This window comes from Paenibacillus peoriae KCTC 3763 (assembly GCF_000236805.1).
GTDB lineage: Bacteria > Bacillota > Bacilli > Paenibacillales > Paenibacillaceae > Paenibacillus > Paenibacillus peoriae.
Window position 1 is genome coordinate 46914 of record NZ_AGFX01000015.1, and the last position, 18201, is coordinate 65114.

Consider the following 18201-nt stretch of genomic DNA (forward strand, 5'->3'; position numbering starts at 1 on the left):
ATCGTGTTGAACACCTCCGTTTCCAAGGTGAAAATATGGGAAGAAACCGTCCAAATTCCGACATATGGAGTTGGTGAGCCTGACAAGAACCCTATGTTTCTGGAGAAACGGGTGTATCAAGGCAGTTCGGGGCGTGTGTATCCGCATCCAGTCATTGACAAAATTAAAAATGAGAAGCAGTTGCGTGACTACAGAATAGTCTTTCTGGAGAATGAATATGTGCAAATCCAGATCATGCCTGAGCTCGGGGGACGTATTTACCGGGCCATTGACAAAACGAATCATTACGATTTTGTTTATTACAATCAGGTTATTAAGCCTGCACTCGTCGGTCTGACTGGACCCTGGATTTCGGGAGGCATCGAGTTCAACTGGCCACAGCATCACCGTCCGAACACTTTCGGTCCCGTTAATTATAAGCTTGTTGAGAATGAGGACAGGAGCGCAACAGCATGGGTCAGTGAGATTGACCGGATGTATGGCACAAAGATGACAGCTGGTTTTACGCTGCACCCGAACAGAGCGTATATTGAGATCAAGGTTCAATTGTATAATCCTACCCCGGAGCCGCAAACATTCTTGTGGTGGGCCAATCCGGCTGTAGCGGTAAACGATCATACTCAATCCGTGTTTCCTCCAGATGTTACTTCCGTGTTGGATCACGGGAAGAGGGATGTGTCTCGTTTTCCAATAGCTACTGGCATCTATTACAAAATGGACTATTCCGAAGGTGTAGACATCTCCAGATACAAAAATATACCGGTCCCCACCTCGTACATGGCTTATACATCGGACTACAATTTTGTAGGCGGATATGACCATGCACTGCAGGCAGGACTGCTGCATGTAGCGAACCATCATATTTCCCCAGGCAAAAAACAGTGGACTTGGGGCAACGGTGAGTTTGGCAAGGCTTGGGACCGCAATCTGACGGATGAGGACGGGCCGTATATCGAACTGATGACCGGAGTCTATACAGACAACCAACCGGATTTTTCCTGGCTTCAGCCCTATGAGGAAAAGTCATTCAGCCAATATTTTATGCCTTACAAAAACATCGGTGTTGTGAAAAACGCTTCGATTCATGCAGCCGTAAATCTCGAAATTGACCGGGCCGCAGAACTGGTTGAAGTTTTGGTTTATGTGACTTCACCGTTTTCAAACGTACTTGTCGAACTTTGCAGCCCGCGCAGGGTTTATCTTCAAGAGTCGGTCCATTTGTCCCCAGATGTCACCTTTGCCAAGCAAGTAACGCTTGATGCGGAGGACGAGGATGATGAGCTTCAATTGACGGTCAGGGATGAGAATGGGCGATTGCTGATCAGCTACCAGCCGCAGAAACCGAAAGTGGAGCCACTGCCGGATGCAGCATCACCGCTGCCTGAGCCAGCTCAATTAAAAACAAACGAAGAATTGTACCTGGCCGGCCAGCATCTGGAGCAATACCGGCATGCCACCTTTGAACCGGAAGCCTATTATATAGAAGGACTGAATAGAGACAGGGAGGATAGCAGAATTCATATCGCTTATGGCACATTGCTTCTGCGCCGGGGACTATATAGCGAAAGCGAAAAGCACTTTCGCCAGGCCAAGAGGCGCTTAACAAGTCGCAATTCGAACCCTAATGACGGAGAGATTTTCTATCAGCTCGGCTTGTCGCTCAAGCATCAGGGACGACTTGAGGAAGCATATTCCGCTTTTTATAAATCAGTATGGTCAGCAGCCTGGCAAGACGCAGGCTACTTCCAGCTAGCTCAAATTGCTTGCGAAAAAGGCAGCTATGAAGAAGCGCTTGAGCTGACGGAACGGTCACTCAGTCGCAATTCCCGCAATTATAAGGCGCGCAATCTGAAAGCGGCACTTCTGCGGAAGCTTGGTAACTATGACACAGCCATACGCTTTTGCGAAGAAACACTTCAACTGGATACGACTGATTTCACCGCCTATTATGAAAAGATACTGTCACTTCAAGAATTGGATCGAGCTGCCATTGCAGCGGAAGTCAGCACCGAACTGTTCAAACTGATGCGTAGCGATGCACATAATTATATGGCGGTAGCAGGGGATTATGCAGCAGCAGGTTTGTATGAGGAAGCGGTTGAGGTGTTGGAGAATGCTCCCGCGAAGGCGCGAAACTATCCTATGGTACATTATGTGCAAGCCTATTGCTGTGCGCAGCTGGGTCGGCCGCAGGATTCGAATAGAGCTCTCGTCATGGCCACCGCCACACCACCCGACTATTGTTTTCCGAACAGCTTGCTTGAGCTTGATGCATTAGAGTTTGCAATTCGCATGGACCAAGATGATGATCGAGCCCGCTATTATTTGGGAAATTGGCTGTATGACAAAAAACGGCACACCGATGCAATCGCTGCCTGGGAAGCATCACGGATGATTGACCCTACCTTTTCCGTGGTTCACCGGAATCTTGCTTTGGGGTACTTCAATAAATTGGGGCAGCCGGAGAAGGCACGGCAAGCGCTGGAAAAGGCATTTGACTGTAATCGCTCCGATGCCCGTATCCTGTATGAGCTTGATCAGTTATACAAGAAAGTTGGCGTGCAACCAGAAGCAAGACTGAACATGCTGGCAGCACATCTGGACATAGTCACACTGCGTGACGATCTATATCTGGAGTATGTAACGCTTCATAATACGTTGGGGCAATATGAAGCAGCATTATCACTATTGAAGCAGCGCGTATTCCATCCCTGGGAGGGCGGGGAAGGGAAGGTGACCGGTCAATATGTGCTGGCCATGGTGGAGCTTGCCAAGATTGACCTGCAAACAGGCAAGTTCGATCAGGCTGTGGAAAGACTCAAGCAAGCGCTTCTGTATCCGGAAAATCTGGGGGAAGGCAAGCTGCACGGGGCGCAGGAGAACGACATTTATTATTATTTGGGCTGCGCTTATAGGAAGCTGGGCAAAGAGAATGAAGCACGTGAGGCATTCACCATAGCTTCACAAGGACTTGAAGAGCCTGCCAGAACGATCTATTATAACGATCAGCCACCAGATATGATCTTCTATCAGGGCTTGGCCAGACAGCTGCTTGGTCAGACCAAGGAAGCACGCAGTTGCTTCAATAAGCTCATTGATTATGCAGATAAACATTTGTTTGATGATGTAAAAATGGATTATTTTGCAGTTTCTCTGCCTGATTTCCTCGTTTTTGAAGACGATCTGAATATGCGCAACCGGATACATTGCAATTATATGAAAGCACTGGGTTTACTGGGACTAGGGAAGCAGCAGCAAGCTGAGCATCATTTTGGATTCGTATTGCAACTGGAACCGCACCATCAAGGAGCACTGATTCATGTGAAACCTAACGATTTCATGATTGCAGCCAGCAAAGGAGGGGCCCGCGGATGAACGATTTGATGAAAAATCTGCCACGGAAGCTAACGATTACGATGTGGGATTTCTCCTGGTACACGATGACTTTGCTGGGAGAGCCTTATCACGATCTTGAGGCTCGTTTTCAGGAGGCTGTAGACAGGGGGTACAATACCATCCGTATATGTGCGATGCCGTTTATGTTGTTTACCGCAGAGGGGAAACGGCCGGGACCGTTAAAGTTCGGCAATCTCGGAGAAGTTGGTCAACGCACGCGTTGGTATAATTGCCGGGGCGGCGCCGAACTGGACGGGCATGCACATCTGCTGGAGCTATTCAGACAGGCGAAAAAGCATGGCTGCTATATTATTTTGTCCTCCTGGGAGTACCAGCAAAGCCCTAGCTTCCTGGCTCATTCTGCATTACGCGACGAACTGGCTGCTATTCGACCGCAGGATCGGTTTATGGCCATTGCACGATCCATGGATCAGCTCATTCGCTTTGTCAAGGACGAAGGCTATGCCAGTCAGATCGTATACGCAGAGCTGCATAACGAGGTGGAGTTTGGGCAGCTGACCGCTGTCGGTACAGCTCAAGGCATTGCAGTATCTGACACTGCGGCGCTTGTAGAAGTCATGCAGCCGTATGTGGAGGAGGCCATTTCTTCTCTGAGGGAATGCCATCCCGATGTCCTGATGACAGCGAGCTATACGCTGAACGAAGCCTATCCGAAGGCGTATGTGGCGCAGAATATGCAGGTGGCGCATTTTCACCTTTATTTAAAAGGCGTATTAAATGAATTATTGGATTGCGCCGGGCTGAACGATGAGGAGATACCTTTTCCGAATTCCTTTGTCCAATCCTTGCTGCGGGAGGATGCCCCTCCCTTTGAGGAATGGACATTGCCTGCAGGACAGGAATGGCGCATGGAGGGCAACCCGGTTGGCATGAAGCAAATTTATTTGCATGACTGGGTAGATCCCGAGCGATGGGATTTGTTTTTGTATGACCGGTACAGTGATCATAAACTGGCAATGCTGCAAAAGGCAGACTTGCGATTGGAGGAAATTTACGAATGGACTCGTCATTCCGGTATGCCTATTGTCATTGGAGAAGGATACGTTGGTTATACTCCGCTTTATGCCGGCTTTGAGGAAGGGCCTGTCGGCAAGTTTATTGCCGAATACGCCCTGCGCAAAGGCATGTCGCTTGGCTTCTGGGGAATGACTTTGTGCTCAAACTGCGCACCGCATCATCCATTCTGGAACGATATCGCATGGCAGCGAAAGTGGAACAATTTTATTCTCGACTCGGCATCGTGTCGCTAGGTTGACTTCATGTAGAGAGGTGCTCTTTATGAAAAATTATCGAATTGTCGTCGAAAATGATCACAAGCACATTTACAGTGGGCATATCCCTCTGGGCGGAACCAATCCCGCAGGCGAGTCGATTGGCTTTACCAATTATTATATGGAGAAAGACGGCGAGCCGTTTTTTGGTATTTGCGGTGAGTTTCATTTTTCCCGTTACCATGAAGCGTATTGGGAAGACGAGATTGTCAAGATCAAAATGGGCGGTGTCAACATCATTGCGACGTATATTTTCTGGAATCTACATGAAGAGGTCGAAGGGGTGTTCGAATGGGAAGGCAACAAGGACTTGCGCCGTTTCATTGAACTGTGTTCCAAACACCGTTTATACGTCATTATACGCATCGGTCCTTTTTGCCACGGCGAGATACGGAACGGCGGTCTTCCAGATTGGTTATTTGGTCGTCCCTTTGAGGTACGCTCTAATGATGAAGGTTATCTTGCTTATGTACACCAGCTGTATCAGGAAATCGGGTTACAGGTGCAAGGATTGCTGTACAAGGACGGCGGCCCTGTGATCGGGACCCAGATCGAAAATGAGCACCAGCATTCCTCAGCCCAATGGGGCCTGACGGTAGGCATCACCAATATGTGGGTGAGCAGTGGAAGGGATGGCACAGCACATATGTTAAAGCTGAAGGAAATGGCACTTGAGGCGGGAATAGATACACCGATTTACACCTGTACAGCTTGGGGAGGTGCGTCGACCCCGGTCCCGGATATGCTGCCATTATGGGGTGGATATGCGTATTGGCCCTGGATTTATTACGAGGAAGGACGTGCAAGCAATATAACCGAGCATCCGGCCACTCCAGAGTATATTTTCCGGGATAAACATAATAACAACATTCCGAGCAGCTATAATTTCGAGCCTTGTTACCTGCCGGAAACTTACCCGTATGCGTGCTGCGAGATGGGTGGCGGCATGGTGCAGTTCTATAAATACCGTTTTGCATTTCCGTATAATAGCGTTCCAGCTATGACGGTGATGAAGGTAGGGGAAGGCTGTAATCTGATCGGTTACTATATGTACCATGGCGGTTCCAATCCGAAAGGCAAATTGAATCCATATACCAACGATTTGGCAACACCCAAAATATCTTACGATTTCAACGCCATGATTGGAGAATTCGGTCAGGTGAGAGAATCATATAAGCGAACAAAACTACAGCATTACTTCTTATCCACATTCCAAAAGCTTTTTTCACGCACCAAGACGCTACTGCCAGGAGATACCATTCAAGTGGACCCTTATGACGTAAAAACGTTACGTTATGCAGTCCGATCGCATCAGGGAGCAGGCTTTTTATTTCTAAATAACTTCCAGGATCATGTGGATACTCACAACCTGGAGGATTTTAATATCAGTGTTGATCTGCGGGGAGAAACCATTACGTTTCCGCATCAAGGCGAATTAACGCTGGGGAAAGACAGCTTTGCCATCCTGCCGTTTAATTTTGACCTTGGCGGCATAACACTCAAGTACGCCACGGCACAGTTGATTACGAAAATGGAGGTAGATGGGGAGGAATATTATTTTTTCTATATCCCAGAAGGTATGAAAGGCTCGTATGCAATACATTCGGAAGGTATCAAAAAAGCGACGGTAGATAAGGGAAACTGTAATCAGCTTGGAGAATTGACGGTTATTGAAGTCGCAGATTCGGAGTCTAGTCTGATTCAGCTTGAATCTACTCGTGGCAAAAGAATCATGATTTATACGATGACAAGTCAGCAAAGCTTGAATTTCTGGAAAGTAAAGCTGCACGGCAGAGAAAGAGTTGTATTTACAGATACCAATCTGCTTGTGTACGAGGACGGAGAAGAGTTGAAGCTGGAATCAACAGACCAACATACGGTTGTCATGAGTGTTTTCCCGGCTTTTGAGGATTCTTTTGCATCGATAAGGGGTGGGGAGTTGACCGGAATGACCCAAGAGGGGCTATTTAAGACGTATAACTTGAAAGCGCCCGCAACAGAGATCCAGTTTGAGTACACCAAGATGAACAATGAACGAGCCACACTCGATTTTGCAAGGAATGCTTTTACAGGATTGAAGGAAGCGTTGCTGCGTATTCATTATACAGGCGATATTGGATATGCCTTCATCAAAGGCGAGCTGATCAATGATAACTTCTGCAACGATACAGCATGGGAAATCGGTTTGAAGCAATTCGAGGAACGTTTAGTGGAGCATGGCATGTATTTGTACGTTTCGCCGATCCGCAAAGGTATAGTGGTCAACAGTAATACAACCATGGCTGGTTGGAATGAGACGGCAGAACAGTCCATTGCTGATATCCTTTCTATCAGCATCGTTCCTGTGTATGAGATTTCCATCCGTTTCATGAAATAAGCTAAAGAAATTTTAAAGGATAGCATCTCTCAGGAGACTGGAAGAACTGCTATCCTTTGATTTATCATTGCGAATGAAGATGTGCATATCTCCCGCTCATTCCGCTCTAATCCCTTGAAACGCAGACTCCACTAAATCTTGTATATACGCATCGTCCAACGGACCCCCGGTTACCAGCAAGCGATAGAAAATGGGCCCGTATATGAGATCAATGCTTAATTCGATATCCAGATTCCCCTTTAATTCCCCGCTTTGGACTCCCCGTTCCAAAAGCTGCCTGGCCTCAAGTCGGCGAGGATGAATATATCGGGTCTGGTAGGCCTCTGCCAGTCCTGCATCAAACTGGCCTTCACCAATCAATTCCGCAATGATTTTCCCCTCACGGCTGAGCATAAAGCGAGTGACATTGGTAGCGTGGATGAGTAAGTCTTGAAAAGCAGAATCTGTGTCCGGTATGGGCAGCCTGTCCGCAGCCGCAGTCAGGAAGCCATCTATGACAACAGCCGCCTTATTCGGCCACCATTTATAAATCGTGGCCTTGCTGACTCCGGCGCGTTCCGCAATTTTCTCTACGGTAACCGCGCCAAAGCCATTTTCCAACAACAAATCATAGGAAGCGGACAGTATAGACTTTTGCGTTTCAACATTCCGTGGACGTCCTCTTTTGCGCTGCATAATAATCCTCTCCTTAAATAAAAACGGTACGTTCAGTATACTAAACATTCAATTAAAAAGAAAATTATATGCAGCCTATTTACAAAACGATACGTTCAGTATATTATTTGATTATCGAATTACTGAACTAAACGTTTAGTATATTGTTTTTTGATGGCGGTCATATTGAACATATCGTTCGGCCACACATTATCCAAAAAGGAGAATGATTATTGTGCAAAAGAGTATGCAAAAGAGTGTGCAAAAGAGTTCATTCAATGAGAATGAAGGTATTTCAAATTGGATGATGTTTCTGTTGGCATCCGCATGCGGTCTGATCGTTGCCAATCTGTATTATGCCCAAACATTGGTTGGGCCAATTGGTGCCGCGATGGGGCTTTCTTCAGCAGTAGCTGGACTAATTGTTACCTTGACTCAAATCGGTTACGTTGCAGGACTGCTGTTTATAGTACCGCTCAGCGATATCATTGAGAATCGGCGTCTGGCGGTTGTATCCCTAATCGTGGTGGTATGTGCTTTGCTGGCCGCAACATTTGCCCCCGGCGGAGCGTTATTTCTGATTGCGTCGCTGTTTATTGGACTGGGTTCCGTAGTAGCCCAAATCTTGGTGCCTTATGCAACCTATTTGGCAGCCGAGGAGCAGCGTGGCCGTGTGGTAGGGAACGTGATGAGCGGACTTTTGCTCGGAATTATGTTTGCCCGGCCGGTGGCTAGCTTCATCACCAGCATCTGGGGCTGGCAGGCTGTATTTTCCTTATCAGCCATTGTTATCACGCTGCTGGCGATTCTGTTGTCGCGCACGCTTCCGGAGCGTAAACCTTCGCCTTCGATGAACTACGGTGAATTAATTTTCTCATTGGGCGTTCTTTTCAAACAAACACCTGTATTGCGTCGTCGTGCCTTTTATCAAGCATGTTTATTCGGTTCCTTTAGCCTTTTTTGGACGACAGTTCCTTTACGATTGGCGGACGAATTCGGGATGTCTCAGCAAGGTATCGCATTGTTTGCTTTAGTTGGAGTGGGCGGGGCAGTTGCAGCGCCGATTGCCGGGAAGCTGGCGGATAAGGGTTGGACCCATTTGTTGACTGGAGTGGCTATGGTTATAGCTACGATCTCCTTTTTGCTAATCTATCTTTTTCAAGCCCATTCGATTGTTGCCCTCGTGATGCTTTTTATATCAGCCATTACGCTGGATATGGCCGTATCGGGTAATCTTGTACTTGGACAGCGTGCAATTTATTCATTGGGGAGTGAGGCAAGAGGTCGTCTAAACGGTCTTTTTATGTCCCTATTCTTTATTGGCGGAGCGGTTGGCTCCTCTTTGGGAGGATGGACTTATGCTTATAACGGCTGGAGTTTCACAGCACTTCTTGGGGTAGCTTTACCACTTTTATCTCTGCTTTACTTCTTCACTGAAAAAAAGCACTGATCGCTGAAGAACTTCAAACCGGACTTGGTTGAAGTTAGCTTACGGATATTTGATAAATCGCGGTTAAAGAGAAATGACCGCTTCAGATTGTCAAACAGTCTTGCGGTCATTACTATTTAAAGGCATAATCAACATTAACAATGTCGAATGGAGGATATATGGAATTCTTATTAGCAAAGGCTGATTATGAGCACGTGCAAAGTATTTATGAAACCATGTGTCGGATTGATGAAGAAATCCATGATAGAAACTATTTTGTTGCAGATGATTTGGAGTATGTAAAGCAGCATATCAGAGAAGATGGTTTCACAATGTTGGCGTGGGACCAAACCAATTTAGCAGGCTTTTTAATTGTTGATACAGCCGGAGAGAAAGAAGGGCACCTCGGGCATGACTTACAATGGCCGGTGGAGAGGATTCAAACCAGTGCTGTTATGAACTCAGTATGCATATTGCCTTGTTACAGGGGATTCGGCCTGCAAAAGACGCTTTTAAAGCAGGGAGAACAGACACTCATTTCCATGGGTTTTTCTTCTTTTCTAGCAACGGTGTATCCTTCAAATAGCTACAGTCTTAATAATTTTCTTAATCTAGGGTATATCATTGGAGACACCAAGCTTAAATACGGTGGCGTTCTGCGTCACATATTATATAAAACCTATGACTCAAAAAACTGGATGAAATAGTAAAGCAACAATATGGAGGTTATCATGAAATACGAAGTTATTTTGTTTGATCTGGATGATACACTATTTGATTTTAAAAAAACAGAGCGTTTTGCACTACATAACACTTTTACCCAATTCGGCTTGCCGCAAGGGGCTACTGAGTATAAGGCCAGCTATGATGAAATCAATAGTGCGCTGTGGAGGGAAGCAGAGGAAGGACAGATTACTTCGGCGGAACTGCGAGTGGAGAGATTCAAGCGATTGTTTGCTGTTCATGAGCTGGATTTCAATCCAGATGCTTTTAGTGCTGCTTATTTACGTTATTTGGGTGAAGGAGCCTTTTTGATTGACGGAGCGGTTGAAATATGTGAGCTGCTGTCCGACTGTCGCTTGGCGATCATTACGAACGGAATCAAAGAGGTCCAAACCTCCCGAATTCAGCTTTCACCGTTGAGTCATGCATTTGAACAGGTGGTTATTTCCGAGGAAGTGGGTTACCAAAAGCCACAAGCCGCTATTTTTGAATATGCATTTACAAAGCTGGCCATTTCGGATAAAAGCAAGGTTCTCATGGTCGGAGATTCGCTGACTGCGGATATTCAGGGCGGGAACAATTACGGAATGGATACCTGCTGGTTCAACCCTGCCGGGAAAGCAAACACATCTGAAATTCAACCAACCTTTGAAATAAAAAGCCTGATGGAACTAGCGAATATTGTACTTTCAGAGGGCCATGTGTTGAATCTTACAGCACCCAAAAACTAGATAGATAAGATAGGGAAAGATTAACTTTCCCTCTGAAGAAATGAGGAATAGACATGAGTAATTTAACGATTGAAAATAGAATAAAAGAAATTAGAAAAAGAATGGACTCGGCATGCCAATCTGTCGGGAGAAATCCTGAAGAAGTGAGGCTCTTGTTAGCTGTAAAAACCGTCCCTGCAGAGAAAATTATTCAAGCCCTGGACTTTGGCGAAACGTTGCTCGGTGAGAATAAAGTCCAGGAATTACAGCAAAAGTATTCATCCATCGGTAATGAACGAGCAGAATGGCATTTTATCGGACATCTCCAGACGAATAAGGTTAAGGACGTTTTGAAATATGCCACATGTATTCATTCGGTGGATCGTTTGAAGCTGGGACAAGCACTGCATAGCCATTTAACCAAGGAAAAAAAGAAAGTCGATATTCTTGTACAAGTTAATACTTCGTATGAGGAAAGTAAGTTTGGTGTTTCTCCTGAAGAAGCGTTAATTTTGATACAGCAATTGGCTCAGCTGGACACTTTGCGAATAAAAGGGTTGATGACCATTGGAAAACTGTCGGCTAATCAAGACGAAGTAAGAAGCTGTTTTCGTTTGCTGAAATCGATCCAGCAACAGGTTATTCAACAAGATTATCCGGGTGTTGAAATGAAAGTACTGTCTATGGGGATGTCCGGTGATTTGGAGGTTGCAATAGAAGAAGGAGCAACTATGGTACGGGTAGGAACAGCGATATTTGGAGAAAGAATCTATCCCGATAGTTACTATTGGAACGAGCATACTTCTGATTCCGACTAATTTCGATTACGCTTTGTTGCATCGTCAGGAATCTATAGAAATGAATGATAAATCGAAAATGAGGCTCTCTTTGCTGATTCTGATTCGGCAAAGGGAGCCTTATTTTATGTCCATAATCCTGCTCACCGTCAAACTGAAACCTTACAATAATGTAAAGATTTTTGTAAGCTTTGACTGTTGTTCGTTATATCAAAGCTGATTAGTATGGTAAATAGCTAGGCAAGAAAGAAGTGAGCATATGAAATACAAAGAGTTCATTATAACGGTGATCGCTATCGTTATTTTGATTATATTGTTAACCGGTCTGGTGTTTGGGACAATGCATATCATTCAAAATTCAATTTATACCACAGTTGAATCCTCCTAATTTAAAAATAAAGGGAATTTAGTTGTTGTTATTGCTTGAACGATCAAAAATAGGCATTATATATAGAGAATCATGTTATTTAAAATTCAAGTATCAAGAAGGTAGAATACACAATGCAAAAGATATTAATCGTAGAGGATGATCATCAAATCAGCTCCTTGCTTCAATCCTATCTTGAGAAATATGGTTATCAAGGAGTCGTTGTTTCAAATTTTGATCAAGTTTTGGCTATCTTTCAAGAGGTAAAGCCTGATTTGGTTCTGCTTGACGTGAATCTCCCGCGTTTCGACGGGTTTTATTGGTGCAGACAAATTCGGACTCAGTCTACTTGCCCCATTCTTTTTGTGTCTGCACGCGATGATAAAATGGATCAGGTCATTGCTTTGCAAAACGGAGCTGATGATTACATTACTAAACCCTTTCATCCCGAAGTACTGTTAGCCAAGGTAGAAAGCAATCTGCGACGTGCTTATGGTTCATATGCAGTTGCTCAAAAATCACGTTCCGTAACAGTGTCAGGCTTGACTCTATATCCCGACATTATGGAGCTTGTGTTCCATGACAAACAGGTAGAGATGAGCTATAAAGAAACAGCGCTGCTGGAGCTACTGATGACGTATCCCAAGCAGGTTGTGGGGAGAGTGCATCTCTTAGAGGCTTTATGGGACGATTACCAATATGTAGGCGAAAATACACTGAATGTTTATGTTACTCGTGTCCGCAAAAAGCTGGGCGAGCTGGGGTTGGAGGATATCATAGAAACGGTTAGAGGAGCTGGATATCGGCTGCACTTGACTGAGGAGGAAGAACGGTGAAGCTTTTTTGGCGTGACCATCTTTCACTGGTCATTTTTAATATCATCCAGCTTTTTCTTGTGTTAAGTATTTATTGGCTGGATGGCTATCGTGACTTGTCGACGGCCCTGTATTCCGTCTTTTTTGGGTTCTCCCTATTGCTGGTCTATTTGCTGTTCCGGTACATTATGTATTCTGGTTTATATCGAATATTGTCCACTGCCAACATTAGAGATTTAGATGAGCTTATTCAGATGAAGGTACTTAATCCGCTGGCATCATCTTTACAGCATTTGCTTTTACAATATTACCGATTGTATCAGTCCCGAATTCATCAGTTAGAGCATCAGCAGCGCGATCATATTACGTTTATTAATCAATGGGTCCACCAGATGAAAACTCCTCTTTCTATTATTCATTTAATCCTCAAAGGAAAAATAGATCCCGAATCGGATCAGATCCACGATGAGATTGATCGAATGGGTAAAGGGCTGGACATGATTTTGTATATGTCACGATTGGAGTCCTTTGAGCCTGACTTTCATGTGGAGCCTGTTATATTACGCAAACTGGTTAATGAAGTGATTTATGATAACAAAAGACTATTGATTCGCAACGAAATTTATCCTTCCATTGAAGTGGACGACCAGTTGAGTGTAATTACTGATGCCAAGTGGCTAAGATTTATACTTAACCAATTGGTGACCAATTCGGTGAAATACTCTTCAGGTCATGCCCACAGTCTGAAACTGATGTCTGACGTAAGAGATCATGTGATTGTGTTGAAGGTACAGGATGAGGGGATTGGTATCCCTAAAAAAGATGTAGACCGGGTATTTGAGGCTTATTACACAGGTGAAAATGGACGGAAGTATAGTGAATCAACCGGGATGGGACTCTATTTGGTGTCTGAAATCTGTAAAAGGCTGGATCATAACATTCAATTGAACTCGACGGTTGGTGAAGGGACAACGGTTCAGATCCTGTTTTCAATGCGCAAATAAGAAACCTTACAACACATTTAAGGTTTTTGTAATGTTAACCGATCGACTCTCTTATCCAGATGGATTATGATCATGGCATAAGAAAAGGAAAGGAATGAATTATGGAGATTGTACGAATGGATCAAGTCACCAAAATATACTATGGCAAGGTTCCCCACCGAGCCCTCAACAATATCCATTTAACGATCAAGCAAGGGGAGTTTGTCGGCATTATGGGTCCGTCTGGTAGTGGGAAGACAACATTATTAAACATGATTTCGATCATTGATATGCCGACTTCTGGCGAGGTATGCATTAGAGGGGAAAACCCACATCTGCTCAAGAAGGATAAGCTGGCTTTATTTCGCCGCAAAGAGCTGGGACTTGTATTTCAGGACTATAATTTGCTGGAAACCCTCACTTTGGGAGAGAACATACTGTTTCCTCTGATGCTGAATAAAAAAGGATTAAAGGAAATGGAACACAAACTGGAAGAGGTAGCGAAAAAACTGAATATTACAGATATTTTGGACAAACGGCCTTATGAGGTGTCAGGGGGACAAAAGCAACGGGCAGCTATAGCCAGGGCCATTATTCACTCTCCTTCACTCCTGCTCGCAGATGAACCAACTGGCAATCTCGATTCCAAGTCTTCACGAGTTGTGATGGAGATGCTGGAACTTATCCATCGTGTAGACTATTCCACAATCGTGCTGGTAACACACGGGGCATTGGAAGCCAGTTATTGCGATCGAGTTATTTTTATTAAAGATGGTGAGTTATATAATGAAATCCACCGTAGTCATAGCCAGCAAATATTTTTTCAGGAAATCATAGATATGCTCTCCTTTCTGGGGGGAAGTAGACATGCACATGAGCTTTCGTCTGTTGGCATGGAATAATCTCAAACGCAATGCACGTGCTTACGTTCCTTATTATTTAAGCAGCTCTCTGATCATTTCGATTTTTTTCGTATATGCGATATTTGTTTTTCACCCGGATGTCTCAGATGCAATTACAGCAGTTAATGTAAAAAAGGGATTGCAGGTTGCAGATGTATTGATCTTTGTGTTTTCCTTTTTCTTCGTATTATACACAAACAATATTTTTGTTGCTGCACGAAAAAAAGAATTTGGTATATTGACTATTTTGGGGACACATCACAGACAAATTTATTTTTTGGTCGCTTATGAAAATCTGATGATTGGCTTTATATCCTTGGTTACCGGGATTATTGGAGGGTTTGTTTCAGCGAAGTTCTTTCTGCTTTTGGGCTCCAGTGTAACAGGGCTTTATTTAACATTTTATTTTCCTTGGAAGGCATTGGCTTTCACAGTGGTTGGCTTTATGTTTTTGTTTATATTGATCTCACTGGTGTCTGTTTTCTTCATACGCCAATTTAAATTACAGCAGCTTTTTAGCAGGGTTCCTCAACTCAAAAAAGAATCTAAAGCTTCATGGAGCCTGTCCCTTCTTGCCATAGGGTTAATAGGAGCGGCTGTATATTTAATGAAACTTGATTTTCCACCATCTATTTATCTGGCACCGTATCGTTTAGGGACTCTGTCTTTTTATATGCTGCACTATTCAGTCGGAGATACATTTAAATATACAATTGTAATGGGGTTTGTTGGCATTTACTTGTTTTACAGCCAATTATGTGTACTATTCATTCAATTGCTTAGAGCTAACCGGAAATGGTGTTGGAGCGGAACCCGTTTGTTATGGTTATCTGAGGTCACATACAAAATTAGGAATAACGCCTGGCTGTTTTCATTGATTACCCTAATTTCTATCGTCTCCTGTGTAGGAGCAGCGTCAACTTTTGACTCAATGCAGAAGCAAAAAAGCTTTCTTCGGGAGCAGTCTTATTCATTCGCATTTTTTTCTGATGATGTAAGTTCCGTAGGGCTTGAAAAAGAGATTGACCAAAATTTTTATAATGCCGGGGTGAAATACTCGAAAAGTGAAGTACTGATCTTTCCCTTTCGTGAACAGATCGCGTCTGTGATGAAACAATCGGGCTATGAAGCTCTTGCCTCCAGGTTTAAGGAACTGAAACAGGCACCTGCGCTTCGGGATCATCAAGGTTTTTTCATTTTTGATTCAAACGAGATGTCTTTAGAAGAAAAGAAAACCTTTTTTGAAAAGAAGCTTACTTACAATCAGGGGAAATCTCAGATCATGAATATTCAGATTATGGATACTCAGATGATAGAGCATAACATGCAGTTTGATGGAAGCATCATCTCTGAACTAGGAGGAAGGCTACTTATTGTTCCAGATCGAACTTACGACCATTTAGTGGAACAACGTTATTTCAATGTTCCGTTGCCATACAAATCTGTTTTCTATTTTGTGCCAAAATGGAAGAATGGCCAACTTTCCTTGGAAACTTCTGAAACTCAAGAGGAGGTTGCGTTGTATTCCATGTTGGCTAACAAGGTGAATAAAGGGGTGTTTTTCTCCAGAGCAGTGGATTACTTGACAACGGATATGGATATGGAAATTAGTAAATTTATTGCTGGATTTATCGCCATCATTATGTTAGCAAGCACGGTAAGCCTACTGTATTTCAGATTGTATGTAGATCTTCAACGGGATGAGGAAATATACCGGACTCTCTCCAAAATCGGATTAAGTGCCAGTGAAATGAGACGGTCTGCGGTCAGACAAATTGCATTCCTATTCCTTTTGCCATTAGTGGTGTCATCCATAGGAATAGTGCCTTGTCTAGTGATGCCAGAAGCGTCAGGTATATATTTAGTATCATTCTATCTTACACTTATTCAGATTATGCTTTGCTTTTGGGCAATCCAGTTCTGTTCCTTTCTTATTGTACGTTTCCTGTACCTTCGCCAATTGGATTTAAAGATGCTGTAAAGAACAATGAGCTGTGTGTAAAGAAATAGCAGAAGGGCAGGATTCTACCTCCCTTCTGGAATTTGCAAGGATGTAGAAGAAGATCGAAAATTCGTATAACAATGTATTGATATAATGATGTGAGATTTAGAAAGAGGAGGTTACTATGAAAAAACGTATTTTAATTTTATTGCTGTTAGCCTTGTCGGCTAGCTCTTTTTCAGCGTTCTTTGTTCAAGCGGAGGAGGGACAGCAGCAGGCTAGCAAAGCAAGTGTGAAATTAACACTGAGTCAAGCCCAGCAATGGGCACGATCCAATAGCTTTAGCTTGAAGGAAGCCCAACAAACGATAGATCGCAACCGAATTATGCTGAAAAATGCAGGTAAGAACCTGGATTTCATTCCAGCAGGTACGGGCAACAGTGGAGAGGATGCGGCTAGTAGCTCAGCATGGAAGGGGTATGCCTCATCGACGGTTTCTTATTTGGAATCCAAAAAGCAAATCGAACTTGCCCAAGATCAGACAGACTACACGACAATGAAAAATTATTATGATGTACTTCTGGCTGATAACAAAGTGAAGGGTAGTGAGGATGCACTTGCGCTTGCGTTATTGGAGGAAAAAGCTGCTGAGGCGAAGGCTAACCGTGGAAAAATTTCGCCAGGTGATAAAAGCACCATTATTCAGACTCGTATAGAGGCACAAAAGAATGTTGACATTGCAAAAGCTGCGCTGCAAAAAGCGCTGGATTCGCTAAATACGCTAATGGGGCAACCGCAAGGTACGGCGTATGAACTGGTTGATCGGCCCGTTTACCGGAAAATGGATAACACGAATTTGGATACGCTGGTGACGCGTGCAATCTCGGCGAGTCCTTCGGTATGGAAACAAGAGGAGTCTGTCAAACTGGCCAAGATGGAAATTAAATATTACACATGGAACTCAGGAACTGATGATTATGAAATTAAACAGATTGATGTAGATTCAGCAGAAGGCGGACTTAAAAATACCAAGGATCAACTAGCAGAAACATTGAAGAGTATGTACTTTAATCTACAGCAAAATGATGAACAATACGAACAAATGCAAAGTAATCTACAGAACGCCAATAAAGTGTTAAACATTTCCCGTACGAAAAAGGAACGTGGATTTGCTACTGGTACGGAGGTCGCTACGAATCAGTTAAAAGTGAAGCAAATTGAACGTAATATGGATGAACTGATTGTCCAAATGACACAGCTGCAACAGGCTTTGAACAAGCCGTGGAGCGTGTAGGATTCAGAAAAAATATATTTTAAGGGGATATGACATTGTCGGAAACAGAAAAGAAAGATTCATTACAAATATTAAGAAAGAAAAAAAGATTGAAAGGAATAACAGCTATTCTTGTCTTGATCATTATAGCGGGGATTGGCAGTACTGTTTATATGAAAAGAAGTCAGGAAAAGCCCGCGGAGGGTCCAGAGAACCAGATCGTACAGGTACAGAAAACCAACATAACCGAGTCGCTTACCGTGACCGGGACCGTGCAGGCATCCAAGGAAGTCAATATTAATTTTACAAATGTCGAGGGTGCCAAGCTCGTCGCTGTCAATGTCAAAGCTGGAGATAGCGTCAAAGCGGGGCAGGTTCTGGCTCGTTTGGATGATTCAGATGCCAGATTACAAATTAAAAATGCCGAATCCAATGTAGCGATTGCCAGGGCCAAGCTGGAGGAAGCCAAGCGTGGACCGAAGCTCAGTGATATCGAGCTGCAGAAGGCAAATGTCCTAAAGGCACAGATGGCGATAAAAAC

Annotated in this window: 13 protein-coding genes and 1 pseudogene; 13 read left to right on the forward strand and 1 reads right to left on the reverse strand. The window is 44.0% G+C overall.

The genetic code is table 11. The features are described from left to right. Positions 1-6: 6 nt before the first annotated feature. From KQI_RS26765 to KQI_RS0109960, 3 genes are read left to right on the forward strand one after another with little or no spacing between them, the layout of a single operon-like run. Positions 7-3375: a tetratricopeptide repeat protein gene (locus KQI_RS26765; protein ID WP_010346624.1), complete on the forward strand. Its 3369-nt coding sequence runs from the start codon at positions 7-9 to the stop codon at positions 3373-3375. Beyond that, the gene (locus KQI_RS0109955; protein ID WP_010346625.1) at positions 3372-4667 is read left to right on the forward strand and encodes a cellulase-like family protein; all 1296 of its coding nucleotides are present in this window, start codon (positions 3372-3374) and stop codon (positions 4665-4667) included. Before KQI_RS26765 ends, KQI_RS0109955 begins: the two co-directional genes overlap by 4 nt. Positions 4668-4695: 28 nt before the next feature. Then, entirely contained in the window at positions 4696-7065 is a 2370-nt protein-coding gene (locus KQI_RS0109960) for a beta-galactosidase (RefSeq protein WP_010346626.1), read from the forward strand. A 96-nt stretch (positions 7066-7161) separates the two neighbouring features. On the opposite strand, the gene KQI_RS0109965 is transcribed toward KQI_RS0109960, so the two are convergent. Then, positions 7162-7740: a TetR/AcrR family transcriptional regulator gene (locus KQI_RS0109965; protein WP_010346627.1), complete on the reverse strand. Its 579-nt coding sequence runs from the start codon at positions 7738-7740 to the stop codon at positions 7162-7164. A gap of 226 nt (positions 7741-7966) precedes the next feature. Between KQI_RS0109965 and KQI_RS0109970 the strand changes: the two genes are divergently transcribed. The 10 genes and pseudogenes from KQI_RS0109970 to KQI_RS0110020 form a co-directional block, all read left to right on the forward strand. Continuing rightward, positions 7967-9169 carry an MFS transporter gene (locus tag KQI_RS0109970; protein ID WP_029390100.1) on the forward strand — a complete coding sequence of 401 codons (1203 nt, stop codon included), beginning with the start codon at positions 7967-7969 and terminating at the stop codon, positions 9167-9169. Positions 9170-9327: 158 nt separating this feature from the next. After that, positions 9328-9855, forward strand: a complete 528-nt coding sequence (locus KQI_RS0109975) for a GNAT family N-acetyltransferase (RefSeq protein ID WP_010346630.1) — start codon at positions 9328-9330, stop codon at positions 9853-9855. Between the two features lie 24 nt (positions 9856-9879). Then, positions 9880-10602, forward strand: coding sequence for a YjjG family noncanonical pyrimidine nucleotidase (locus KQI_RS0109980; protein ID WP_010346631.1), 723 nt, complete (start codon positions 9880-9882; stop codon positions 10600-10602). 53 nt (positions 10603-10655) lie between these two features. Continuing rightward, a complete protein-coding gene (locus tag KQI_RS0109985; protein ID WP_029390101.1) occupies positions 10656-11399 on the forward strand; it encodes a YggS family pyridoxal phosphate-dependent enzyme in 744 nt (247 codons plus the stop codon). Between the two features lie 480 nt (positions 11400-11879). Next, the gene (locus KQI_RS0109995; protein ID WP_010346634.1) at positions 11880-12581 is read left to right on the forward strand and encodes a response regulator transcription factor; all 702 of its coding nucleotides are present in this window, start codon (positions 11880-11882) and stop codon (positions 12579-12581) included. Next, entirely contained in the window at positions 12578-13564 is a 987-nt protein-coding gene (locus KQI_RS0110000; RefSeq protein ID WP_010346635.1) for a sensor histidine kinase, read from the forward strand. The genes KQI_RS0109995 and KQI_RS0110000 overlap by 4 nt, the downstream gene beginning before the upstream one ends. A gap of 101 nt (positions 13565-13665) precedes the next feature. Continuing rightward, positions 13666-14445, forward strand: a complete 780-nt coding sequence (locus KQI_RS0110005) for an ABC transporter ATP-binding protein (protein WP_010346636.1) — start codon at positions 13666-13668, stop codon at positions 14443-14445. Beyond that, a complete protein-coding gene (locus tag KQI_RS0110010; protein WP_010346637.1) occupies positions 14411-16426 on the forward strand; it encodes an ABC transporter permease in 2016 nt (671 codons plus the stop codon). The genes KQI_RS0110005 and KQI_RS0110010 overlap by 35 nt, the downstream gene beginning before the upstream one ends. 145 nt (positions 16427-16571) lie before the next feature. Continuing rightward, positions 16572-17681 (forward strand): TolC family protein, encoded by a 1110-nt coding sequence (locus KQI_RS0110015; RefSeq protein WP_010346638.1) that lies wholly within the window; start codon positions 16572-16574, stop codon positions 17679-17681. A gap of 35 nt (positions 17682-17716) precedes the next feature. Then, a pseudogene (locus KQI_RS0110020) lies at positions 17717-18201 on the forward strand (efflux RND transporter periplasmic adaptor subunit); the annotation flags it as partial.